Source organism: Pseudomonas sp. NMS19W, assembly GCF_051554255.1.
GTDB lineage: Bacteria > Pseudomonadota > Gammaproteobacteria > Pseudomonadales > Pseudomonadaceae > Aquipseudomonas > Aquipseudomonas kribbensis.
Window position 1 is genome coordinate 40,554 of sequence record NZ_CP136718.1, and the last position, 22,925, is coordinate 63,478.

Annotated in this window: 18 protein-coding genes and 1 pseudogene; 17 read left to right on the plus strand and 2 right to left on the minus strand. The window is 62.4% G+C overall.

All coding sequences use genetic code 11. The features are described 5' to 3' along the window. Nucleotides 1–287 precede the first annotated feature (287 nt). From R1A29_RS00105 to R1A29_RS00175, 15 genes and pseudogenes are all read left to right on the plus strand, one after another. On the plus strand, nucleotides 288–1,640 hold the full coding sequence (locus R1A29_RS00105; RefSeq protein ID WP_085712605.1) for a TolC family outer membrane protein: 1,353 nt from the start codon (nucleotides 288–290) through the stop codon (nucleotides 1,638–1,640). A gap of 34 nt (nucleotides 1,641–1,674) precedes the next feature. After that, the gene (locus R1A29_RS00110; RefSeq protein ID WP_438300307.1) at nucleotides 1,675–3,831 is read left to right on the plus strand and encodes a type I secretion system permease/ATPase; all 2,157 of its coding nucleotides are present in this window, start codon (nucleotides 1,675–1,677) and stop codon (nucleotides 3,829–3,831) included. After that, complete coding sequence (locus tag R1A29_RS00115) at nucleotides 3,821–5,188, plus strand: HlyD family type I secretion periplasmic adaptor subunit (RefSeq protein ID WP_085712607.1); 1,368 nt, start codon at nucleotides 3,821–3,823, stop codon at nucleotides 5,186–5,188. The genes R1A29_RS00110 and R1A29_RS00115 overlap by 11 nt, the downstream gene beginning before the upstream one ends. A gap of 287 nt (nucleotides 5,189–5,475) precedes the next feature. Next, nucleotides 5,476–6,372, plus strand: a complete 897-nt coding sequence (locus tag R1A29_RS00120; protein ID WP_438300308.1) for a TauD/TfdA dioxygenase family protein — start codon at nucleotides 5,476–5,478, stop codon at nucleotides 6,370–6,372. An 18-nt stretch (nucleotides 6,373–6,390) separates the two neighbouring features. Further along, nucleotides 6,391–7,416 (plus strand): ABC transporter substrate-binding protein, encoded by a 1,026-nt coding sequence (locus R1A29_RS00125; RefSeq protein WP_134825062.1) that lies wholly within the window; start codon nucleotides 6,391–6,393, stop codon nucleotides 7,414–7,416. 5 nt (nucleotides 7,417–7,421) lie between these two features. Then, on the plus strand, nucleotides 7,422–8,282 hold the full coding sequence (locus R1A29_RS00130) for an ABC transporter ATP-binding protein (protein WP_438300309.1): 861 nt from the start codon (nucleotides 7,422–7,424) through the stop codon (nucleotides 8,280–8,282). A 20-nt stretch (nucleotides 8,283–8,302) separates the two neighbouring features. Continuing rightward, nucleotides 8,303–9,169 carry an ABC transporter permease gene (locus R1A29_RS00135; protein WP_438300310.1) on the plus strand — a complete coding sequence of 289 codons (867 nt, stop codon included), beginning with the start codon at nucleotides 8,303–8,305 and terminating at the stop codon, nucleotides 9,167–9,169. Nucleotides 9,170–9,227: 58 nt separating this feature from the next. Then, nucleotides 9,228–10,145 carry a LysR family transcriptional regulator gene (locus tag R1A29_RS00140; RefSeq protein ID WP_438300311.1) on the plus strand — a complete coding sequence of 306 codons (918 nt, stop codon included), beginning with the start codon at nucleotides 9,228–9,230 and terminating at the stop codon, nucleotides 10,143–10,145. Between the two features lie 101 nt (nucleotides 10,146–10,246). Beyond that, complete coding sequence (locus tag R1A29_RS00145; protein ID WP_438300312.1) at nucleotides 10,247–11,782, plus strand: MFS transporter; 1,536 nt, start codon at nucleotides 10,247–10,249, stop codon at nucleotides 11,780–11,782. A gap of 19 nt (nucleotides 11,783–11,801) precedes the next feature. Beyond that, nucleotides 11,802–12,872, plus strand: a complete 1,071-nt coding sequence (locus tag R1A29_RS00150) for an HlyD family secretion protein (protein ID WP_085733425.1) — start codon at nucleotides 11,802–11,804, stop codon at nucleotides 12,870–12,872. Beyond that, nucleotides 12,869–14,319, plus strand: a pseudogene (locus R1A29_RS00155) (efflux transporter outer membrane subunit). Before R1A29_RS00150 ends, R1A29_RS00155 begins: the two are co-directional and overlap by 4 nt. A gap of 83 nt (nucleotides 14,320–14,402) precedes the next feature. Next, nucleotides 14,403–15,182, plus strand: coding sequence for an efflux RND transporter periplasmic adaptor subunit (locus R1A29_RS00160; protein WP_438300313.1), 780 nt, complete (start codon nucleotides 14,403–14,405; stop codon nucleotides 15,180–15,182). After that, nucleotides 15,179–16,498, plus strand: a complete 1,320-nt coding sequence (locus tag R1A29_RS00165; RefSeq protein WP_438300314.1) for an efflux RND transporter periplasmic adaptor subunit — start codon at nucleotides 15,179–15,181, stop codon at nucleotides 16,496–16,498. Before R1A29_RS00160 ends, R1A29_RS00165 begins: the two co-directional genes overlap by 4 nt. Next, nucleotides 16,499–18,595: an HlyD family efflux transporter periplasmic adaptor subunit gene (locus tag R1A29_RS00170; protein WP_438300315.1), complete on the plus strand. Its 2,097-nt coding sequence runs from the start codon at nucleotides 16,499–16,501 to the stop codon at nucleotides 18,593–18,595. An 11-nt stretch (nucleotides 18,596–18,606) separates the two neighbouring features. Next, nucleotides 18,607–19,095 carry a GNAT family N-acetyltransferase gene (locus R1A29_RS00175; protein WP_438300316.1) on the plus strand — a complete coding sequence of 163 codons (489 nt, stop codon included), beginning with the start codon at nucleotides 18,607–18,609 and terminating at the stop codon, nucleotides 19,093–19,095. Between the two features lie 9 nt (nucleotides 19,096–19,104). Here R1A29_RS00175 and R1A29_RS00180 read toward each other — a convergent pair whose 3' ends face one another. Further along, nucleotides 19,105–19,416, minus strand: coding sequence for a DUF6916 family protein (locus R1A29_RS00180; RefSeq protein WP_248738721.1), 312 nt, complete (start codon nucleotides 19,414–19,416; stop codon nucleotides 19,105–19,107). Between the two features lie 60 nt (nucleotides 19,417–19,476). After that, a complete protein-coding gene (locus R1A29_RS00185; RefSeq protein ID WP_085733413.1) occupies nucleotides 19,477–20,064 on the minus strand; it encodes a phage tail protein in 588 nt (195 codons plus the stop codon). 241 nt (nucleotides 20,065–20,305) lie between these two features. Between R1A29_RS00185 and R1A29_RS00190 the strand changes: the two genes are divergently transcribed. Then, on the plus strand, nucleotides 20,306–21,901 hold the full coding sequence (locus tag R1A29_RS00190; protein ID WP_438300317.1) for a glycosyltransferase family 39 protein: 1,596 nt from the start codon (nucleotides 20,306–20,308) through the stop codon (nucleotides 21,899–21,901). 138 nt (nucleotides 21,902–22,039) lie between these two features. Further along, nucleotides 22,040–22,885, plus strand: a complete 846-nt coding sequence (locus R1A29_RS00195; protein WP_085712623.1) for a sulfotransferase family protein — start codon at nucleotides 22,040–22,042, stop codon at nucleotides 22,883–22,885. Nucleotides 22,886–22,925: the final 40 nt, after the last annotated feature.

Sequence of the window (22,925 nt, forward strand, 5' to 3'; positions counted from 1 at the left end):
ACGTACTTTTAAAAAAATGTGAATCAAGTTTGACGCTGATCTTCGTCAATATTTTGGCTAGAATCTTTCGCTATTAACTTTATGCCAAACTATTGACCTTATGGATGCCATCCTAAACAATCGCCCCACTAATGTCACATTGATATTTACGCGGCGACTTGCCCTTGAGCATGTGATCCAGTTCCGGTTTTAAACTTTCCGACATACGGTCATTCCGGTTGCCATCATCCGACGCAGCACCCTTATTTGCTGTGATTCACGACAAGAAGTTTTGGGAATTCCTTACCATGCGTTCGCCCCTGTTCAAGGCTCTACCTTTCGCTCTCGCCGCGTCTTTTGCTCAAGCACAATCCTTACCGGAAGCCATGCAACAGGCACTGGATGTCCATCCGGAAATCCAGGCAGGGGTCAACAGTCGATTGGCTGCGGATTATCAGTTAAAGGCTGCCAAAGGTGGATACCTGCCCAAGGTCGATCTGCTCGGCGGTTATGGCCGTGAAGGCACCGACAGCGTCACCACCCGTGCCAACGGCGGTGGCAATCACTGGGAAACCCTGAACCGTGGCGAGTCGAGTGTGCGACTGTCGCAAATGGTTTTTGACGGTTTTGCGACGTCCAGCGAAGTCGGGCGTCAACAAGCCACCGTCAACTCCCGCGCCTATGCCTTGCTTGGCACTTCCGAGCGTACCGCGCTGACCGTGGCCCAGGTTTACCTGGATGTGCTGACCCGCCGCGAATTCGTGCGCCTGGCCGAAGAAAACCTCAAGAGCCACCAGCGCATCTACGATCAGATCCAGTTGCGCACCCAGCGTGGCGTCGGCAGCGGTGCCGACCTCGACCAGGCTGAAGCGCGGATGGCCCAGGCCCGCAACAACCTGATCACCGAGCAGACCAACCTCGCCGACTCGGAAACCAACTTCCTCAGCGCTGTCGGCCAGATGCCTGATCAGCTGGAGCGTCCGGCGCCGTTCATGGCGATGATGCCGGCCAACCTCAATGAGGCCCGCGCGCAGATGCTGGAGAACAGCCCGATCCTGCGTTCGGCCGAGTCCGACATCGCCGCTGCCGAAAAGCAGTACGAAACCGCCAAGTCGACCTTCTACCCGCGTTTCGACGCCGAGCTGGGCCGCACCGCCGACAACGATCTCGATGGCCAGAACGGTCACAACAATGAATGGCAGGCCATGCTGCGCATGCGCTTCAACCTGTATTCCGGCGGCAGCAACAAGGCCGATCTGGAATCCAAGTCCTACCTGTCGAACCAGGCGCTGGACATCCGCAACAACGCCCTGCGCCAGTTGAACGAAGAACTGGGCCTGGCCTGGAACGCCCTGAATAACGCTAATGCCCAGGTGCCGATCGCTCAGCAGTACGTTGATCACAGCACCGCAGTTCGTACCGCGTACCAGCGCCAGTTCAGCCTCGGCGAGCGAACCCTGCTGGATTTGCTCGACAGTGAAAACGAACTGTTCACCGCTTCGCGCCGTCTAGCCGAGATCAAGAACATTCAGTTATTTACTCAATACCGAATCAAGGCGACCATGGGCGAGTTGCTCAAGAGCCAGGGAGTGGTCGCACCGATGGCATCCGTTGTGCAGAACGACGTGAAGCCCAAGGTTCAACTGCCCGGGATGAATTGAGTTGTCCCTTTTCAACTGTTAAAGAGTGTCGAGCGTGGAATCAGAAGTCAGTCGAGTTCATCTCAGTCATGATCCACGCGCGTTGCACGACGATCCGTTACTGGATGGTCTGCTCGCCCTTTGCATGCTGCACCAGAAACCCGCCAGCGCGGCGATGCTGACCACCGGTCTGCCGCTGCCCAAGCAACGCCTGAGTGTCGAACTGCTGCCCCGTGCAGCGGCACGCGCCGGGCTGCAGGGGCGGGTGCTGCAACGCAAGCTGGAAGAAATTCCGGCCATCGCCATGCCGGCGCTGTTGCTGCTCAAGGATGGCCGCAGTGCCGTCCTGCTCGGCTGGCAGGGTGAGAACGAAGCCCGGGTGCTGCTCAGCGAAAGCGATGGTGGCGAATCTCTCGTCAACCGTGAGCTGCTGAACGACGACTACCTCGGCAAAGTGTTCTTCGCCCAGCCCCAACACAAATTCGACGTCAACCACGGCACGCTGATCCCGCGCGCCCGCTCGTGGTTCCGCGACACCCTCAAGCGTTCGCGCTGGCTGTATGCCGACGCCATCGCCGCCAGTTTCCTGATCAACATCATCGCCATGGCAGCCCCGCTGTTCGTGATGAACGTCTACGACCGCGTGGTGCCGAACCAGGCCGAAGCGACCCTGTGGGTGCTTGCACTGGGCATCACCGGTGCCTACCTGTTCGACTTGATCCTCAAGAGCCTGCGCAGCCTGTGCCTGGATCTGGCCGGCAAGAAAACCGACCTGATCATCTCCGCCACGCTGTTCGAGCGCATCGTCGGCATGGCCATGAAGTACCGCCCGGCGCGCGTCGGCAGCTTTGCCCAGAACATCCATGAGTTCCAGAGCCTGCGCGACTTCCTCGCCTCGCTGACCCTGACCAGCCTGATCGATTTGCCGTTCACCATTCTGATCTTCATCGTCATCGCCATTCTTGGCGGGCATCTGGTGTGGATTCCGGTGCTGGCCTTCCCGATTGCGCTGCTGATCGGCTACGCCTTGCAGAAGCCGCTGGTGGCCACCATGGAGCGCACCATGGCGCTGGGCGCCGAGCGGCAGTCGAGCCTGATCGAAACCCTCGCCGGCCTTGACGCGGTGAAGGTCAACAACGCCGAAAGCGAACGCCAGTACCAGTGGGAGCAGACCATCGGCACCCTCAGCCGCCTCGAGCTGCGGGTGAAAATGCTTTCCGGCCTGGCGATGAACATCACCCTGCTGATCCAGCAACTGGCCGGGGTGATCATGATCGTTTTCGGCGTGTACCAGATCATCGCCGGTAATTTGAGCATGGGCGGCCTGATCGCCTGCTACATGCTCAGTGGCCGCGCACTGAGCCCGCTGGCGTCGCTGTCCGGTCTGCTGACCCGATACCAGCAGGCGCGGGTGACCATGACTTCGGTCGACCAGATGATGGAGCTGCCGCAGGAGCGCAATTTCGAAGAACGCCCGCTGAGCCGCAAGGTGCTGCAAGGTGCGATCGAATGCCGTCAGCTCAACTTCACCTACCCCGATCAACAGAACCCGGCGCTGAAGAACATCAACCTGGTGATCCGTCCCGGCGAGAAGATCGGCATCATCGGCCGCAGCGGCTCGGGCAAGAGTTCGCTGGCCAAACTGCTGGTGGGCCTGTATCAGCCGGATGACGGCGCGTTGCTGGTGGACGGCGTCGACATCCGCCAGATCGACGTCAGCGAGCTGCGCTACAACATCGGCTACGTGCCGCAGGACATCCAGCTGCTGGCCGGCACCCTGCGCGACAACCTGATTTCCGGCGCCCGCTACGTCGAGGACGAGCTGGTGCTGCAAGCCGCCGAACTGGCCGGCGTGCATGAGTTCGCCCGCCTGCACCCGCAGGGTTATGAACTGCAAGTCGGCGAGCGCGGGCAGAACCTGTCCGGCGGTCAGCGGCAGAACGTCGCCCTGGCCCGGGCGCTGCTGCTCAATCCGCCGATCCTGCTGCTCGACGAACCGACCAGCGCCATGGACAACACCGGCGAAGAACGCCTCAAGCAACGCCTGGCTGCAGTCGTTGAAAACAAGACCGTGGTGCTGGTGACGCACCGGGCATCACTGTTGTCGCTGGTTGATCGCCTGCTGGTGGTCGACCGTGGGCAGATTCTCGCCGATGGCCCGAAAGCCGCCGTGATGGAAGCGTTGAAGAAGGGGCAGATCAGTGTTGCTTAAGTCGGGTTTCAAGGATTCGATCCGTCGCTACTTCAAGGGCTCTGCCTCGTTGCAGGGTCAGCCGCTGCCGGAGGTCAACAAGGCCTTGATCGAGGATGCGCCGCGTGTGGTGCGGCTGACGATCTGGGCGATCATCGGTTTCTTCGTGTTCCTGATGCTGTGGGCCAACTTCGCCGTGATCGACGAAGTGACCAAGGGCGACGGCAAGGCGATTCCGTCGTCGAAGATTCAGAAAATCCAGAACCTCGAGGGCGGGATCGTCTCCGAGCTGTTCGTCAAGGAAGGCCAGATCGTCGAGGCCGGCGCGCCGCTGGTTCGCCTGGACGACACGCGCTTCGCCTCCAACGTCGGTGAAACCGAGGCTGATCGCCTGTCGATGCTGCTGCGAGTGGAGCGTCTGAGCGCCGAGGTCGATGACCGGCCGCTGAATTTTCCCGAGGACGTGCTCAAGGCCGTGCCGGGTCAGGCCAAGAGTGAAGAGTCGCTGTACGTCAGCCGTCGTCAGCAATTGCACGATGAAGTCGGCGGTTTGCAGGAGCAGTTGATTCAGCGTCAGCAAGAACTGCGCGAATTCACCTCGAAGCAGGCGCAGTACCGCCAGCAACTCGGCCTGCAACGCCAGGAAATCAACATGTCCGAGCCGCTGGTGGCCCAGGGCGCGGTGTCGCCGGTGGAAGTGCTGCGGCTCAAGCGTGCCGAAGTGGAAACCCGTGGTCAGCTCGACGCCACTACCCTGGCGATCCCGCGTGCCGAATCGGCAATCAAGGAAGTCCAGCGCAAGATCGACGAGACGCGCGGCAAATTCCGCAGCGACGCCCTGACCCAGCTCAACGAGGCCCGCACCGACCTGAACAAGGCTCAGGCCACCGGCAAGGCGCTGGAAGACCGGGTCAGCCGTACGCTCGTTACCTCGCCGGTACGGGGCATCGTCAACAAGATGCTGGTCAACACCATCGGCGGCGTGATCCAGCCGGGCAGCGATCTGCTTGAAATCGTGCCGCTGGACGACACCTTGCTGGTCGAAGCGAAGATCCGCCCGCAGGACATCGCGTTCCTGCACCCGGGCCAGGACGCCACGGTGAAATTCACCGCCTATGACTACACCATCTATGGCGGCCTGAAGGCGAAGCTCGAGCAGATCGGCGCCGACACCATCACCGATGAAGACAAGAAAACCACCTACTACATCATCAAGCTGCGCACCGAGCGCAGCCATCTCGGCACTGACGAGAAGCCGTTGCTGATCATCCCGGGGATGGTGGCATCGGTGGACATCATCACCGGCAAGAAGACCGTGCTGAGCTACCTGCTCAAGCCGATCATCCGGGCGCGGGCCGAGGCTTTACACGAGCGGTAAGCCTTCAAGGACGTCTTCGCGGGACTCGCGAAGGCGTCCGCCGCAACACCACATCCCGTCCAGAAGTGACGCAAATGGTCACTCACCATCCAGTCCATTCCGAAGCAATCGCCATATCGTTATTCGCTAACGGTATTTAAATTAAGCTTCTTATAGCTATAAAGTCAGCCTCCTGCGTACCTGCCGACCAATCGGCGCGCCGCACGACACGAACCCACACGCAATCCAGCGTGAGTTTCTGATCGACGCGCGCGCCCTTGAGCGCGCCGTGCGTGGGAGATTGATTGATGTCCGCAGCTACTGCTACCCCAAGCGCCGCGACTGCCGCGCCGCAAACCTTCGAAATCCGCCCGTTCAGCGGTGCCGTCGGTGCCGAAATCATCGGCCTCGACCTGACCCGTCCGGTCAACGACGAGCACTTCGCCCGCATCCACCGCGCGCACCTCGATCATCACGTCGTGGTGTTCCGCGACCAGCGCATCACCCCGCAACAACAGATCGACTTCAGCCGCCGCTTCGGCGTGTTGCAGATCCACGTGCTCAAGCAATTCCTGCTGGCCGATCATCCGGAAATCCTCATCGTTTCCAACATCGTCGAGAACGGCCAGAACATCGGCCTCGGTGATGCCGGCAAGTTCTGGCACTCGGACCTTTCCTATAAAGAGCTGCCGAGCCTCGGCTCGATGCTGCACGCCCAGGAGCTGCCGTCCGAAGGCGGCGACACCCTGTTCGCCGACATGCACAAAGCCTGGGACAGCCTGCCCGACGCGCTGCGCAAAGCCGTCGAAGGCCGCTCGGCTGCGCATTCCTACACTGCGCGTTACAGCGAAACCAAATTCGAAGGCAACTGGCGCCCGACCCTGACCCCGGAGCAACTGGCTCAGGTCGCGGAAGTCGTGCACCCGGTCGTCCGCACCCACCCGGAAAACGGCCGCAAGGCGTTGTTCGTCAGCGAAGGCTTCACCACTCGCATCGTCGGTCTGCCGGAAGACGAGAGCAAGCAACTGCTCGACGAGCTCTACGCCCACAGCGTGCTGCCGCAGAACATCTATCGCCATCAATGGCAGCCCCACGACCTGGTGTTCTGGGACAACCGTTCTTTGATCCACCTTGCCGCCGGCTGCCCGGCGCACCTGCGCCGCAAGCTGTATCGCACCACCATCCAGGGCGACGCGCCTTTCTGAATTGCCGGAGATCCGATCATGTCCAAACGTCTTCCATTCGCACCGCTGGCGGCGGCTATCGGCCTCGGTTTCAGCCTGATCGCCGGCAGTCTGGTGGCACCGACCGTGGCCCACGCCGAAGGTGAAATCCGCATCGCCGAACAGTTCGGCATTGTCTATCTGTTGCTCAACGTGGTGCGCGATCAGGGACTGATCGAGAAGTACGGCAAGCAGGAAGGGCTCGACATCAAGGTCGACTGGACTCAGTTGTCCGGTGGCGCGGCGGTCAACGATGCGCTGCTTTCAGGCTCCATCGACATAGCCGGCGCCGGCGTCGGGCCGTTGCTGACCATCTGGGATCGCACTCACGGAAAACAGAACGTCAAAGCCGTGGCCTCGCTGGGCAACTTCCCGTACTACCTCGTCAGCAACAATCCTAAGGTCAAAACCATCGCCGACTTCACCGAGAAGGACCGCATCGCGGTGCCGGCGGTTGGCGTTTCCGTGCAGTCGCGCTTCCTGCAATACGCGGCCGCCAAGCAGTGGGGCGACAAGGAATTCAATCGCCTCGACAAGTACACCATCGCCGTCCCGCACCCGGACGCTACCGCTGCGTTGATCGCCGGCGGCACCGAACTGACCGGGCATTTCTCCAACCCGCCGTTCCAGGATCAGGCGCTGCAGAACCCGAACGTGCACGTCGTACTCAATTCCTATGACGTGCTAGGGCCGAACTCGCCGACCGTGTTGTTCGCCACCGAGAAATTCCGTAACGAGAACCCGAAAACCTACAAGGCATTCGTCGAAGCCCTGACCGAAGCCGCGCAGTTTGCACAGAACGACAAAGGCGCAGCGGCGGACACCTACATCCGCGTGACCAAAGCCAAGATCGACCGCGCCGAGCTGCTGAAAATCATCGACAACCCGCAGTTCGAATTCAGCGTCACGCCGAAAAACACCTACCCGCTCGCCGAGTTCCTCTACCGCGTCGGCGCGATCAAGAACAAACCTGAATCGTGGAAGGATTACTTCTTCCAGGACGCCAAACCGCTGCAAGGGAGCTGATCGAGATGAACGCCCCTTTGCAAGGCCACGCGGCCAGCAACCCGATCGCCACGGCGCAGGCGCTGCTGGCGGTCGATCAGGTCAGCCTCGAATACCGCACGCCGCAGCGCGTCGTGCGCGCCACCCATCAGGTCAGTTTCGAAGTCGATCAACAGGATCGTTTTGTGCTGCTCGGTCCGTCCGGCTGCGGTAAATCCACCTTGCTCAAAGCCGTCGCCGGGTTCATTGCGCCGTGCGAGGGTGAGATCCGTCTGCAAGGTCAGCGAGTCGACGCGCCGGGGCCGGACCGGATCGTGGTGTTCCAGGAATTCGATCAACTGCCGCCTTGGAAAACCGTTAAACAGAATGTGATGTTTCCGCTGCTGGCTTCGCGCACGCTGAAGAAAAAGGAAGCCGAAGAGCGTGCGCTGCACTATCTGGAAAAGGTCGGTCTGGCGGCGTTCGCCGATGCTTATCCGCACACCTTGTCCGGCGGCATGAAGGCGCGGGTGGCGATCGCCCGAGCGCTGGCGATGCAGCCGAAAATCCTGCTGATGGACGAGCCGTTCGCCGCGCTGGACGCCCTGACCCGGCGCAAGATGCAGGAGGAGTTGCTGCTGCTCTGGGAGGAGGTGCGTTTCACCCTGCTGTTCGTCACCCACTCGATTGAAGAAGCGCTGGTGGTGGGCAATCGCATCCTGTTGCTGTCGCCGCATCCGGGCCGGGTGAGGGCGGAAGTGCACAGTCATCAATACGATCTGCACAGCCTTGGCGGCGTGGCGTTTCAGGAATCGGCGCGGCGTATTCACCGCTTGTTGTTCGATGAAGGGCAGTCGCCGGAAAGCGAGCGCGAGCACGATTTCAACGACATTCGCATCGCTTATTGAGCCACCCGGAGGATTGCCCGATGAGCCATTCATCATCCGTACGTCAAGAATTCGAAAACGATCTGCAACCGCTGACCAGCGTGCCGGTGGAGCGCGAACTGCCGCTGGGCCAGCGCCTGTGGCAACAGGGTTGGTTGCGCAAAAGCCTGATCCTGATTCTGCTTGCAGTGCTCTGGGAAGTGGTCGCCCGGGTGCAGAACAACGATCTGCTGCTGCCGAGCTTTTTGCAGACCAGTCATGCACTGTATGACGGCCTGCTCAGCGGTGAATTGCTGGGCAAGGTGTGGATCTCGCTGGTGGTGTTGCTCAAGGGTTACCTGATCGGCATCGTCCTGGCGTTTGCCCTGACCACGCTGGCGGTCTCGACCCAATTCGGCCGGGACTTGCTGAGTACCCTGACCTCGATGTTCAACCCGCTGCCGGCGATTGCGTTGTTGCCGCTGGCGTTGCTGTGGTTCGGACTGGGCCAGAACAGCCTGATTTTCGTGCTGGTGCATTCGGTGCTGTGGGCGCTGGCGCTGAACACTTACGCCGGGTTCCTCGGCGTCTCGGAAACCCTGCGCATGGCCGGGCGCAATTACGGCTTGAAGGGCATGCGCTTCGTGTTGTTCATCCTGATTCCGGCGGCGCTGCCGTCGATCCTCGCCGGGCTGAAAATCGGCTGGGCCTTCGCCTGGCGCACCCTGATCGCCGCCGAACTGGTGTTCGGCGCCACCAGCGGCAAGGGTGGCCTGGGCTGGTACATCTTCCAGAACCGCAACGAGCTGTACACCGACAAGGTTTTTGCCGGTCTGGCGGTGGTGATCCTCATCGGTCTGCTGGTGGAGAATCTGGTGTTCGACACGCTGGAGCGGGTGACGGTGAAGCGCTGGGGCATGCAGCGCTGATTGTTTGATCTGCTAGCATTGCGTGCAAATCAATCCTGATCGGTCACGAGTGCTCAGCATGCAACTCCCGGACATGAACCTGTTGGTCGCCCTCGACGCCTTGCTCGACGAGGGCAGCGTGGTCGGCGCCGCGCGGCGGATGAACCTCAGCCCGGCGGCCATGAGCCGCACGCTGACACGGATCCGCGAAGCCATCGGCGATCCGATTCTGGTACGTGCCGGCCGGGGACTGGTGCCGACGCCCAAGGCGCTGGAACTGCGCGAGCAGGTGCGCGATGTGGTCGAGCAGGCGGCGTTGCTGTTTCGCTCGGCAGATGCCGTGGATCTGGGCACGTTGCGCCGACGCTTCAGCATTCGCGCCAACGACTTTTTCGTCGGCGTGTACGGCGGCAAGCTGTTCGATACCCTCGATCAACTGGCACCGCACTGTGAGTTGCGCTTCGTCCCCGAGGGCGACGGCGACGATGAAGCGCTGCGTGAAGGGCGGATCGACCTGAGTGTCAGCAACACCCGTCCGGTGACGCCGGAAGTCAAAATACAGAATCTGTTTTCCACCCACTTCGTCGGTCTGGTACGTGAGGATCATCCGCTGCTGGATGGTGAAATTACCGCTGAACGTTACGCCGGATTTTCCCACATCAGCATGTCCCGCCGGGGCATCGCCCGTGGGCCTATCGACACTGCGCTGAATGCGCTGGGCCTGGAGCGGCGGGTGGCCGTAATCGCACCGAGTTTCCACGCGGCAATGTTCGCCCTGCCGGACTCCGACCTGATCCTGCCGGTGCCCAAGGAAGCGCTGCTCAGCGTGCGACGGCTGGGTTTGAAACTGCGCTCGTTCGACCTGCCGATTCCGCTTCCGACCCTGATGCTGACCCAGGCCTGGCACCCGCGTTTCGACAAGGATCCGGCCCACCGCTGGCTGCGGGAAACCCTCAAGACCTGCTGCGATGAAACCTGGCTCGCAGCGCAGCCCTGATGATTGCGTCTGATGCACTTATAAACTGCCAAGAAGTCAATTTTCGTCAGCACTAAGCCCCACTACCATGCTCCGGTATTCTTCCTCCGGAGTTTGCCTGCATGACATCCCTGACGGTCACGGCGCCGATTGCCGCTGCCGCTCCGATGGCCGCCGCGCCACCGGTGTTCGGGGCACGGATCATCATCGGCCTGGTCGGTGTGCTGCTGGCGGTGCTGGTGTCGGGCCTCAACGAGATGGTGACCAAGGTCGCCCTGGCCGACATTCGCGGCGCCCTGAGTATCGGCTACGACGAAGGCACCTGGCTGGTCGCCAGCTACACCGCGACCTCGGTGGCGGCCATGGCGTTTGCGCCGTGGTGCTCGGTGACCTTTTCCCTGCGTCGCTTCACCCTGTGTGCCATCGGCCTGTTCACCCTGCTCGGGGTGCTCTGTCCGTTCGCCCCGAACTACGAAAGCCTGCTGCTGATGCGCATTCTGCAAGGCCTGGCCGGCGGTGCGTTGCCGCCGATGCTGATGACCGTTGCGCTGCGGTTTCTGCCACCCAACTTCAAGCTTTACGGCCTCGCCGGTTACGCCCTGACCGCCACGTTTGGCCCAGGCCTCGGTACACCGCTGGCCGGGTTGTGGACCGAATACGTCGGCTGGCAATGGACGTTCTGGCAAATCATCGTGCCGTGCCTGATCGCCATGGCGATGGTGGCGTACGGCATCCCTCAGGACCCGCTGCGGCTGGAGCGTCTCAAGACCTTCAACTGGAAAGGTCTGCTGCTGGGCTTTCCGGCGATCTGCATGCTGGTGATCGGTCTGTTGCAGGGCAATCGCCTGGACTGGTTTGAGTCGAATCTGATCTGCGCACTGCTCGGTGCCGGTTCGCTGCTGCTGGTGGCGTTTCTGATCCATGAGTGGTCGCAGCCGATTCCGTTTTTCAAGTTGCAGATGCTCGGCATTCGCAACCTGTCGTTCGCCCTGATGACCCTGGCCGGGGTGTTGGTGGTGTTGCTGGCGGTGGTGCTGATTCCATCGAGTTATCTGGCTCAGGTGCAGGGTTACCGGCCGGTGCAGACTGCGCCAATCATGCTGCTGGCGGCGTTGCCGCAACTGATCGCGCTGCCGCTGGTGGCGGCGCTGTGCAATCTGCGTTGGGTCGATTGCCGCTGGGTGCTCGGGATCGGGTTGAGCATGCTGGTCCTGTCCTGCCTGGGCGGATCGCAGCTGACTTCGGTGTGGATTCGCAACAATTTCTACGTCCTGCAATGGCTGCAGATTTTCGGTCAGCCTATGGCGGTGCTGCCGTTGCTGATGCTCTCGACCGGCAGCATCCAGCCCCAGGACGGGCCGTTCGCTTCGGCCTGGTTCAACACCGTGAAAGGCCTGGCGGCCGTGGTCGCCACCGGGGTCATCGAGGCACTGACAACGGCGCGCCTGCATTTTCACTCGACGATGCTGGTCGATCGCCTCGGCAACTCACCGCTGGCCGCAAGCAACGACCCCGGCCTCGCCCATCGCCTGCACGAACAGGCGGTGGTGCTGACTTCTTCGGATCTTTATCTGTGCATGGCCGGCGTCGCGGTGGCGCTGATCCTGCTGATTTTCTGGCTGCCGACGCGGATCTATCCGCCACGCGCACCGACCTGACTGAAACAGAAGGTTTTTTATGACGACTCAAGCAAAGCAAAAACTCGCGGTGGCCGTGGCCGCCGCGCTGGCAGTCGGCGTGCTGGTGTATTTGGCGATGCCCGGCCTGTTCGGCAAGCGTACTCAGCAGAACACCAACGATGCGTTCGTCTCCGCCGATTTCACTCTGGTGGTGCCGCGTGTGGCAGGGTTCATCAAGGAAGTGCTGGTGGAAGACAACCAGCAGGTCAAGGCCGGGCAATTGCTGGCGCTGATCGATGATCGCGACCTGCGCGCCGCCGCCGAAGCTGCCGATGCACACACCGTGGTTGCCCGGGCTCAATTGCAAAACGCCAAAGCCACCCTGGAGCGGCAGACCTCGGTGATCGCTCAGGCGCAGGCATCAGTGGTCTCGGCCAAGGCTGAAATGGCCTTCGCCCAGCAGGAATTGAATCGCTACAACCACCTGGCCGGCGTCGGTGCCGGCACCGTGCAGAATGCGCAACAGGCGCGTACTCGCATCGATCAGGCGACTGCGCGGCTGGACACCGCCACGGCCAAACTGGCGGCGGAGCGCAAACAGGTCGAGATTCTGACAGCGCAGCGCGATGCCGCCGAAGGCAGCCTGAAACAGGCGCAGGCGGCACTGGAAATCGCCAGTTTCGAGCTGTCCTACACGCGCATCACTGCGCCCCAGGACGGCATGATCGGCGAGCGTGCCGTGCGGGTCGGCGCCTATGTGACGCCGGGCAGCAAGCTGCTGGCGGTGGTGCCGCTGAAGCAGGCCTATGTGGTCGCCAACTTTCAGGAAACCCAGCTCACCGATGTGCAACCCGGACAGGATGTTGTCGTTCGGGTCGACAGTCTCGGCGGCGAAGCCCTGAGCGGTCGCGTCGAAAGCATCGCTCCGGCCACCGGCGTGACCTTCGCCGCCGTCAAACCGGACAACGCCACCGGCAACTTCACCAAAGTCGTGCAGCGGATTCCGGTGAAAATCCTGCTGGAACCGGGCCAGCCACTGGCCGAGCGCTTGCGGGTGGGCATGTCGGTGGAGGCGAGCATTGATACCAAAAGCTCGGCGACGTCGGTGCGTGAGGTGACGCAGCGATGAATCGTGTCCAGTCCATGACGATTGCCCTGAGCCTTTCGGCATTGGCAGCCTGTACCGTCGGCCCGGACTTCCAGAAGCCCGAAGCCACGCAGATTGCCGACTGGGCCAAGCCCGGCAAATCCGCACCCAGCCAGGCCGTCAGCGAACCCCTGAACGAGCACTGGTGGGAAGTCTTTCACGACGCGCAACTTTCCGCCCTGACCCAACGCGCCGTGAGCAGCAACCTCGACCTGAAACTGGCCAGCAGCCGCCTGCAACAAAGCCGCGCCGCACGTCAGGTGATCACCGCCGACCGTTATCCAACGACCGCCGCCACCGGCAGCTACGCCCGAAAACGCAACAGCGGCGAAGGCTTGAACGACCCGTCCGGGCACAACGGCGATTCCGCCTTCAACCTGTGGGATGCCGGTTTCTCTGCTTCCTGGGAGCTGGACTTCTGGGGCCGTGTGCGCCGGGAAACCGAAGCTGCCGACGCCAACCTCGAAGTGGCGGAAAACGACCGGCGCGGCGTTCTGCTGGCGGTACTCGCGGACACCGCGCAGAACTACATCCAGTTGCGCGGCGTGCAGAACACCCGCGCGGTCACCGAGCAGAACCTCGATGTCGCGCGGCACAGCCTGAAGCTCTCGCAACTGCGCCTCAACGACGGCGTGGCCACCGATCTCGACGTGGCCGAAGCGGCCGCGCAAGTGGCGGCTATCGAATCGCGACTGCCGGCCCTGGAGCAACGTCAGGCGCAATTGATCAACGCCATCAGCCTGTTGATGGGCGAACCGCCGCAGGCGCTGGCCAAAGAGTTATCCACAGACGCGCCCGTGCCGCAGTCGCCGCCACAAGTCGCCATCGGCCTGCCGTCGCAACTGGCCGAGCGCCGCCCGGACATTCGCCAGGCCGAAGCCCGGCTGCATGCCGCCACCGCCAACATCGGTGTGGCCAAGGGCGATTTCTATCCGCGCATCACCCTGTCCGGCAACCTCGGCTCGCAGGCCATGCAACTCAGTGATTTCGGCTCATGGGGTTCGCGCGCCTTTGGCATCGGCCCGCAATTCAGCCTGCCGCTGTTCGACGGCGGCCGCCTGCGCGGCGTGCTGCAACTGCGCGAAGCCCAGCAGCAGGAAGCCGCCATCGGTTATCAACAGACCGTGCTGCGCGCCTGGCACGAGATCGACGACCAGTTGACCGCCTACAACGCCAGCCAGCGCCGCCGCGACAGCCTCGCCGAAGCCGTGCGCCAGAACCAGATCGCCCTGCGCACCGCGCAACAGCAATACGTCGAAGGCGTGGCCGACTTCGTCAACGTCCTCACCGTGCAAGGCGCACTGCTCGCCACCCAGGAACAATGGGTGGAAAGCTCCACCGGCGTTTCACTGGCGATGGTCGGGTTGTACCGGGCGTTGGGCGGGGGTGGGAGTCGGTGTATCCGGTGGGGGAGATGGTGCAGCGTTGATTCTCGCACTCGAATGATGGCCTTTCGCTTGACGCTAAACCCCGCTGTCGTAGACTCCGCTCATCCGTCAGGGAGTAACGGTTATGCGGCGTTTTCGTGGTTGGGTTGTCGGATTGACCTTTGTAACGTGTGCAGTTCAGGCGCAAACGCCTGTGCCAGACGATCCGCTGCAGGATAACGCTGGGGCCGCCAATGCCTCGGCCAGCAGCGAAGCGCGGGGTGTGTTGCGGGCTCGGGACCAGGCGACGTTGGCCAGTGAGTTGTCCGGGCGGATTGTCGAGTTGCCGTTCAGCGAGGGCGAGTCGTTCAAGAAGGGCGATACCCTGGCGAAATTCGACTGTTCGGCCTATCAGGCCCAGTTGAATGCCGCGCAAGCCGCCAGCCGTGGCGCCGGCGAAGAGCTGGCGCACAACCGGCAACTGGCGGCGCTCAATTCCGTCGGGCGTTTCGAAGTGGCCCGGGCCGAGGCCAAGGTCAGCGAGACCCAGGCGCAATCCCAGGTTTATCAAGTCCAGGTCAAACGTTGCAGCGTGGTTGCGCCGTTCGACGGGCAAGTGGTCGAGCGCAAGGTGCAACGCTACGAAAGCGTGTCGGCCGGGGCGCCGCTGCTCGATGTGGTCGACAACCGTACCCTGGAAATCCATTTGCTGGTGCCGTCGCGCTGGATGGCCAAGCTCAAGCCCGGCCAGACCTTCAGTTTTGTTCCCGATGAAACCGGCCAGCCCATCGACGCTACGGTCAAACGCCTTGGCGCACGGATCGATGAGGGCAGCCAGACGCTGTTGCTGGTCGCCACACTCCCTGAAGCCAAAGGCCTGCTCGCCGGCATGAGCGGCACCGCGCGTTTTCCGGAGTTCAAGTGAACGCCCCGGTGAGCGGCGGCGCCGAGCAGGTGTTCGCGCGGTTTCTCGATCTCGAACGGCAGACCCGCGCCGCCCGTGATGCTTCGCAGTTGGCCTACAGCCTGGTCAATGACGGGCAGCCGCTATTTGGTTATCGGCATGCGGCGCTACTGATCGCCGGTAAGGTGCAGGCGGTGACCGGCGTTAGTGCGGTGGAGCCGAATGCACCGTTCGTGGCGTTCGTCGAGCAGGCCGTGGCGCAGTTGTTCAAGCAGGATGTGCTGAAGGTGGCGCGGGTGATCGCGCCGGAGATGGTCAGCGAATCGATCCAGAGCGACTGGCGCAGTCTGTCGGCGCTGCAGGTGTTCTGGCTGCCGCTGATCGACCGCGAGGGCCAGGTGTTCGGCGGCTTGTGGCTGGCCCGTGACGTGCCGTGGAACCCTTCCGAACAAGTGTTGTTGTCGCAACTGGGCGACAGCTACAGCCACGCCTGGCTGGCCTTGCAACCGCGCAAGCCGTGGCGGCTGCGCTGGACCCGCAAACGCCAGGTGGCGCTGGTCGCTGTGCTGCTGCTCGGTTTGTTGATTCCGGTGCGCCAGTCGGTGCTGGCCCCGGCGGAAGTGGTGCCCTTGGGTGGGCGTGTGGTGGCGGCGCCGCTGGACGGGGTGATCGCCGAGTTTCTGGTCAAACCCAATCAGAACGTGAAGACCGGCGATCTGCTGCTGCGCTACGAAAGTACCACCCTCAAGGCCCAGGCCGATGTCGCCGAGCGTGCGCTCGGTGTGGCCGAAGCCGAACTCAAAGCTAATTCCCAACGTGCATTCGCCGATGCCGAATCCAGCTCTCGGGTGGATCTGCTGGCCGCCCGCGTCGAGCAAAAGCGCGCCGAACGGGATTACGCCCGGGAACTGCTCAACCGCAGCGAAGTGCGCGCCGAACGCGACGGCATTGCGGTGTTCGCCGACGCCGAGCGCTGGACCGGCAAACCGGTGCAGACCGGCGAGCGATTGATGGAAATCGCCGACCCGAGCCAGGCCGAATTGCGTATCGAGCTGGCGGTGGGGGACGCGATTTCGCTGGAGCCGGGCGCCGACATTGCATTGTTCCTCGACAGCGATCCTTTGCAACGCCATGTCGCTCGACTCGAGCGTTCGGCCTACGAAGCGCAGCCCACCGCCGGCGGCCAACTGGCCTATCGGCTGGATGCGAATTTTACCGACGCACCGCCGCGCATCGGCCTGCGCGGCACGGCGAAGATCTTCGGCGACCGCGCGCCGCTGGCGCTGTATCTGCTGCGCCGCCCACTGGCCGGTTTGCGTCAGAGCGTGGGCCTGTAAATGAACCTGCCGAGCCTGCGTGCCGACCTGCAATTGTCGCCGGCAGCGCCGGCATTGGACGGCTCGCCGCGCTGGACCCTGGCCGACCCGGTGCGCGGGCGCTATTTCAAACTCGGCACGGCGGCGATGCGTCTGTTGCGCCACTGGTCGCTGGGCGATCCGGAGCAAGTGCTGCGCGCCGCCAACCGCGAACCGGGCTTGCCGCTCGATGGTGTGGAGCTGGAGCAATTGCTGACGTTCCTGCGCGGGCATGACCTGATCAGCGCCCTCGACGATCAGCAACGCGCCAGCTATCAGCTCAAGGCCCTCGCGCAACGCCAGAGCCTGTGGAAAATCTTGCTGCATCAATATCTGTTCTTTCGTATTCCATTGTGGCGCCCGGACGCGTTTCTCAATCGGGCGTGGCCGTGGCTGCAGCGCTTCGGGCCGAGAATCCTGCGCTACGGTTTTCCGGCAACCCTCGGACTCGGGGTGTTTCTGGTGTCGCGGGACTGGCAGCGATTTGTCGGCACCTTTCCGCACCTGTTCAGCCTCGGCGGGGCGATTTCGTTCGGTGTGGCGCTGTTCTTCGCCAAGCTCTGCCACGAGTTCGGCCATGCGTTCATGGCCAAGCGTGCCGGGTGTCGGGTGCAGAGCATGGGCGTGGCGTTCATGGTCTTGCTGCCGATGTTTTATACCGATGTCAGCGATGCCTGGCGGGTCAATGACCGACGTGCGCGGCTGCTGATCGGTGCCGGCGGGGTGCTGGCGGAATTGCTGCTGGCCTGCATCGCATTATTGGTCTGGTCGTTGCTGCCGGACGGCCCGGCACGCACGGCGGCGTTCATGCTCGCCAGTGCGACCTGGATCACCACGCTGGTGGTCAATCTCAACCCGTTCATGCGTTTCGATGGCTACTTTCTGCTCAGCGATCTGTGGGAAGTCGACAACCTTCAGGGCCGGGCCTTTGCGTTTTGTCGCTGGCGCCTGCGTGAGTTCTTGTTCGGCTATGGCGCACCGGCGCCGGAGCCTTGGTCGCCGGCGATGCAGCGGCGTTTGCTGATCTGGGGGTATGGCTCGTGGTTATGGCGTGCGGCGTTGTTTTTCGGGATCGCGCTGGCGGTCTATCACCTGTTCTTCAAGGTGTTGGGGATTTTCCTGATGCTGGTGGAACTGGTGTGGTTCATCTTTCTGCCGATCATGAGTGAGTGGCGCCAGTGGTGGAGCCGCCGCGAACAGGCTCACGGCCCGCGCGTGCTGCTCAGCAGCCTGGCGGTGCTTGGTCTGTTGCTGGTGCTGATCGTGCCGTGGCGCAGCGCGGTGGAACTGCCGACGATGCTTGAGGGCGGTCGGGCCAGTGCGTTGCATGCGCCGGTGGCGGCGCGGGTCAAAACGGTGAAGGTTGCGGACGGCCAGAAGGTCGCTCAGGGCGACGTGCTGATCGAACTGGAGTCGCCGGACCTCGATTCGCGACAGGCCATCGTCCGCCGGGAAATCCAGATTCAACAATTGCTGATGCGCCGTCAGGCCGGCCGCAGCGAAACCGCTGCCGACGCCGGCATCGTCGAACAACGCCTCGCCGAAGCCGTGGCGGAATACCGAGGCCTGTCCGCCCGCCGCGAACGCCTGCTGCTGCGGGCACCCCATGCCGGCACTGTGCGCGACTTATTGCCGAACCTGACGCCGGGCCGCTGGCTGTCGAGCAAGGATGCACTGGCCCGGGTGGTCGAAGACGGCTCGCGACTGCGTGGTTATGTGGCCGAGGCCGAACTGTGGCGGGTCAAACCGGGGGCCACCGGGCGGTTTATCGCCGATGATCCGATGCATCCGGCGATCACCGTGAAGCTTGATGAAATTGATACCAACGGCGTGGCCTATGTCGATCAGGAAGCCCTGACCTCCGACCATCACGGGCCGATTGCCGTACGCCGCGATCAACAGCAACGGGCTGAGCCGGTGCAGGCGCAATACGGCGCGCGATTGACTACGCTGGATCAGCCACCGACGCCGGTACAGCCTTTACGCGGCGTGGTGGTTCTGCAGGGCAGCGGCGAATCGGTGCTCGGCGTGGCCTGGCGTCGGCTGGCGGCGCTGGGGGTCAGGGAAAGCGGTTTCTAGGGAGCATGAAGATGACGGAAAACCTGGCAGCGGACGGATTGGTGGTGCGGCCTTCGCGGGCCACTGACGGCCCCTTTCTGCAAAGCCTGTATCAATCGGCGCGGCCGGATCTGCAATGGATCGACGGCGAGCAGGAACAGGTGCAGCAAATCGTTGCCCAGCAGTTTCAGGTGCAGGAGCAGGGCATGGGTGAAAACCATCCGAATGCCATGCACTACGTCGTGGAAAAACTCGGCACGGCCATTGGCGCGCTGAGCACCGATTTCGGCCCCAACGAAATTCGCGTGTTGTACATCGCCTTTATCCCTCAGGCCCGGGGCAAGGGTTACGGTCGTACGGTGCTGCAAGGTGTGCAGAAGGCCGCGCAGCAAGTGCGCTGCCCGGTGGCGACGGTGGTCTGGGCCAACAATCCCCATGCGCGCCAGCATTATCTGGCGCTGGGGTTTGCGGTGGAAGAGCGCAATCCGGCGGCGGAGCGGTTGGTCTGGTATCCGCAGTAGTCCGGTGTTTCAGTTGAAGGAAATGCAGAAATAGCCCAACTGCGGATCCCGCCCCATCGCCGGCACCCGTGACACGAAAATGTCCTCCACCCGGCCGAACTCCGGCAGCTCCAGTGCGCACAGACCGTCGACAAATTCCGTCGGCTCCAGGCTGTTGAATTCGAGGCAGAAGGGCATGCGTTCGCTGTAGCGCATTTTCGCCGACGGGACTTCTTCAAGGTGGGCGAGTTGAATCGGCAGCGCCGTGCCATCCGGCAGGTGCAGTGTGCGTTGTTGCCCCAGCAACGGCTGGAGATGTTCGATCTGAACCGATTGCAGCATGGTCTGACTCCAGAGAAAAAAAACGAAACGTCCGGGGGCGCGAGGCCCCCGGACGATTGCTCAGTTGCGCGACGGAAAGAGACCGTTCAGAGCAACGCTGAAGTTGAGGACCAGGAAGGGGTTCATGATGCCCAGCGGCTGGCTGCCGCCGGTGGAGGAAATGTCGCCGGTGACGGTGGTGGTCACCCCTTTGAGTGGCACCGGCGTGGCGCCCTGGGCGTCGGAATAGATGTTCGCCGAGCCGGGGCCGCCGCCGGAAGCACCGATGTAGGAATTGGTGGCAGTCGGTACGGTCGCCGGATTGCTGGCGGGTACCGCCAGCGACAAGGCCGTGTTGGCGGTAAGACCGGTCATCGCGTGGGTGTGGTTGGGCATGTTGGCAATGGTGGCGGTGACGCTTTCCGTGCCGGCCACCTGACCGATGACGCGCGGCGTCAGGCCCAGGCCGTTGCCCTGGGCCATTGGCACGCGGCCCTGCAGGTTGGGCAACTGAAAGTTGGTCGTGCCGTTGCCGCCGTAGTAAGTGCCCAGCAACGCGAACAGCGCGTTGTATTGCGCAATGGAAAGAATCTGTCCATTACACAGGGCCCAGCCACTGGGAGCGAAGTTGAAGGCGAACGGTTGAATCGTACCCATAAAGACTTCCATGGTTCCTCATCCTTCTGTTATGTGGTTGGCGCGCCGCGCGTTAGCCTGTGTTGCCGGGCAGGTCGAAACGTTTTACTGACGCCTTCCATTTGCGCGGGCAGGTCACGCCAAGCCGTAGCGTAGACCCGGATCGGCGGACTTGCCGGACGTCGTCGCGCCCGCGCGTCGGCTTCGGCTCTGGCCTACAGTGTGCGCAATGAATGGCGCTGTTTTTTACTCGGAATACCGTAAGGGAAGGTTGATGGAAGCGCGTCGAGAGACTCCGCTGGGGGATACCCAGGACCCGTTTGCCGCACCGAATGCCGGTGTCCGGCGTCTGCTGCGCTGGGTTCGCCAGCAGTGGCTGATACCGATTCTGCTGTTGGCGACCGTCGTGCGGTTTTATGACCTGACCGCCGCCGCGATCTGGGGCGACGAAGGCTCCAGCCTGCTGTTGGCGAACTATTCGCTTAGTGGCATCTGGGAGCACGCCGCGTTCGATGTGCATCCGCCGTTTTACTTCATGCTGCTGCATGGCTGGATCGGGTTCTTCGGCGACGGCATCCTGTCGATCCGCAGCCTCAGTGCCCTGGCCGGCATCGCCACGGTCGGCCTGGGCATGTGCCTGGTCGATCGTCTGGCGACCCGTCGCGCCGCGATCATCGCCGGGGTACTGCTGGCGCTGCTGCCGACGGCGGTGCGCTACAGCCAGGAAGTGCGCATGTACTCGCTGCTCGGCCTGCTGCTGGTCGGCACTACCCTGGCGTTGATCTGCTGGGTCAGACGCCCGCAGCGCCGACGGTATCTGGTGATCTATGCGCTGCTGATGGGCGCCGCGTTGTACACCCACTACTTCGCGGTGCTGGCGGCGCTGAGCCACTGGCTGTATCTGGGGCTGATCCGCCTGTTGCCGGGCTATCGCCTGCGACATATCCAGCGCAAGGACTGGTGGCTGGCCAATCTGGCCATTGTCGCGCTCTACCTGCCGTGGCTGCCGAACCTGCTCGATCTGACGCAGCACATGGAGGAACTCAAGGTCGGTGGCGATGTGGGCTGGGAAGACCCGGTGACTCTGTCCTCGTTGCCGTCGATGATCTGGCTGTGGCTGATCCAGAACGAGGGCGATCATCTTCCGCTATTGCTGTTCTGCGGCATGCCGCTGGCGATGCTGGCGCTGGCGGGCGTGGCTGTCGCCCGTGACCGCAGCGTGAACCATGGCAGCGTGTTGCTGGCGCTCTATACCGGTGTGCCGTTGTTTCTGGTGTTCGCGGTGTCGTTCATCAGCCCGGTGTTCATCGAGCGCTATCTGACGGCTTATGCATTGGGTTTGCCGATGCTGGCGGCGCTGGCCATCGACCGACTGTACAGCCGCGTTCGCGTATGGGCGCTGGCGGTGCTGGTGGCGTTTGTCGGTATCGAAATGGTCGGGGTGAACACCAACGCCACGGTCGATCCGAATGACCAGTTCAATGTCATGGTCGATCACATCAACCATCACTTCGTCAGCGGTGACCGGATCGTTACCAGCGATATGCTCTGGTACCTGAGCTACGTCTACTACAACCGCACGGATGCGCAAATCCGCTTGTATACGCCGCCTGCCGCCGACGGGCGCTCGACACGTCCGAACCATTACGGTTTCGGCACACTGGTGTCCGATGAGGTTTATCTGGATCGTCTCGCCGATCTGCCGAAGGACAGTTCACGGGTCTGGCTGATCGGTGACCTGGACCCGGAAGTCGCGGACCCGTTCCTGCCTCTGCCCAAGACCTGGCAGTTGCGTGAGCAGTCCAATGCTGGCGGGGCGAAAGCACGACTTTTCGTTCTGGAAAAGGACGATCGTACCAACGGGGAATGACTTAAACGCTTCACCTTACTGTTCGCGATAAGAAATGGTCTAACAAGTCCGTTTTGCTCTATGTTGATGTCAAAACACTACTAGTCGAAAGGGTATTGTTGGACTACGCTCGTCGGACAAAAGGACTTACAAAGTAAGGTGAAGGGATTGCAGCAGTTCCACTTTATCTCCGGCTTGCCGCGCTCGGGCTCGACCCTCCTTTCTGCGATCCTTTTGCAGAATCCGCGCTTTCATGCCGGCATGACCAGTCCGGTCGGCGCACTGTTTTCCGGTGTCCTTGAACAGTGCAGCGCCGGCAGCGAATTCGGCGCGGTAATCGACACCGACATGCGCCGTCGCCTGCTGCGCGGCCTGTTCGATTCCTACTACGCCGACAAGGCCGACAAACCGGTGGTGTTCGACACCAACCGGCAGTGGAGTTCGCGCCTGCCGGCCATCAGCGATCTGTTCCCCAAAGCCAAGGTCATCGCCTGCGTGCGCAACGTCGCCTGGGTGATGGACAGCCTGGAGCGGCTCTACCGCGCCAACCCTTACGAAAACACCAAGCTGTTCGGCGATGCCGTCGAGCGCAACACCGTCTACAGCCGCTGCGAAACCCTGGCCCAGCGCAACCGCCTGGTGGGTTTTGCCTGGGCGGCGCTCAAGGAAGCCTATTACGGCGAGCACGCCGATTCGCTGCTGATCGTCGATTACGATTTGCTGACCCAGGCCCCGGAGCGCGTGCTGCGGCTGGTCTACGATTTCATCGGCGAGCCGTGGTTCGAACACGATTTCGAACACTTGGCCTATGACGCGCCGGAGTTCGACCAGGCCCTGGGTGTGGCCGGCCTGCACAAGGTCAAACCCAAGGTCGCCCTGCAGTCCCGGCGCACGATTCTGCCGCCGGACCTGTTCAAGCAATACGCCGATCTGTCCTTTTGGCTCGATGGCTCGGCCAGCGCTGCCAATGTGATTCGTATGAAGTCCGACGCCGCGATCAGTTGATCGCGGCGTTTTTCATTGATGCGTTTACAACTGTTCGAGT

Bases quoted from the DNA above. Each gene is read 5' to 3' on its own strand.
- R1A29_RS00105 (WP_085712605.1), top strand. From the start codon at position 288: ATGCGTTCGCCCCTGTTCAAGGCTCTACCTTTCGCTCTCGCCGCGTCT.
- R1A29_RS00120 (WP_438300308.1), top strand. From the start codon at position 5,476: ATGTCCGCAGCTACTGCTACCCCAAGCGCCGCGACTGCCGCGCCGCAA.
- R1A29_RS00125 (WP_134825062.1), top strand. From the start codon at position 6,391: ATGTCCAAACGTCTTCCATTCGCACCGCTGGCGGCGGCTATCGGCCTC.
- R1A29_RS00130 (WP_438300309.1), top strand. From the start codon at position 7,422: ATGAACGCCCCTTTGCAAGGCCACGCGGCCAGCAACCCGATCGCCACG.
- R1A29_RS00135 (WP_438300310.1), top strand. From the start codon at position 8,303: ATGAGCCATTCATCATCCGTACGTCAAGAATTCGAAAACGATCTGCAA.
- R1A29_RS00140 (WP_438300311.1), top strand. From the start codon at position 9,228: ATGCAACTCCCGGACATGAACCTGTTGGTCGCCCTCGACGCCTTGCTC.
- R1A29_RS00145 (WP_438300312.1), top strand. From the start codon at position 10,247: ATGACATCCCTGACGGTCACGGCGCCGATTGCCGCTGCCGCTCCGATG.
- R1A29_RS00150 (WP_085733425.1), top strand. From the start codon at position 11,802: ATGACGACTCAAGCAAAGCAAAAACTCGCGGTGGCCGTGGCCGCCGCG.
- R1A29_RS00160 (WP_438300313.1), top strand. From the start codon at position 14,403: ATGCGGCGTTTTCGTGGTTGGGTTGTCGGATTGACCTTTGTAACGTGT.
- R1A29_RS00170 (WP_438300315.1), top strand. From the start codon at position 16,499: ATGAACCTGCCGAGCCTGCGTGCCGACCTGCAATTGTCGCCGGCAGCG.
- R1A29_RS00175 (WP_438300316.1), top strand. From the start codon at position 18,607: ATGACGGAAAACCTGGCAGCGGACGGATTGGTGGTGCGGCCTTCGCGG.
- R1A29_RS00180 (WP_248738721.1), bottom strand. From the start codon at position 19,416: ATGCTGCAATCGGTTCAGATCGAACATCTCCAGCCGTTGCTGGGGCAA.
- R1A29_RS00185 (WP_085733413.1), bottom strand. From the start codon at position 20,064: ATGGAAGTCTTTATGGGTACGATTCAACCGTTCGCCTTCAACTTCGCT.
- R1A29_RS00190 (WP_438300317.1), top strand. From the start codon at position 20,306: ATGGAAGCGCGTCGAGAGACTCCGCTGGGGGATACCCAGGACCCGTTT.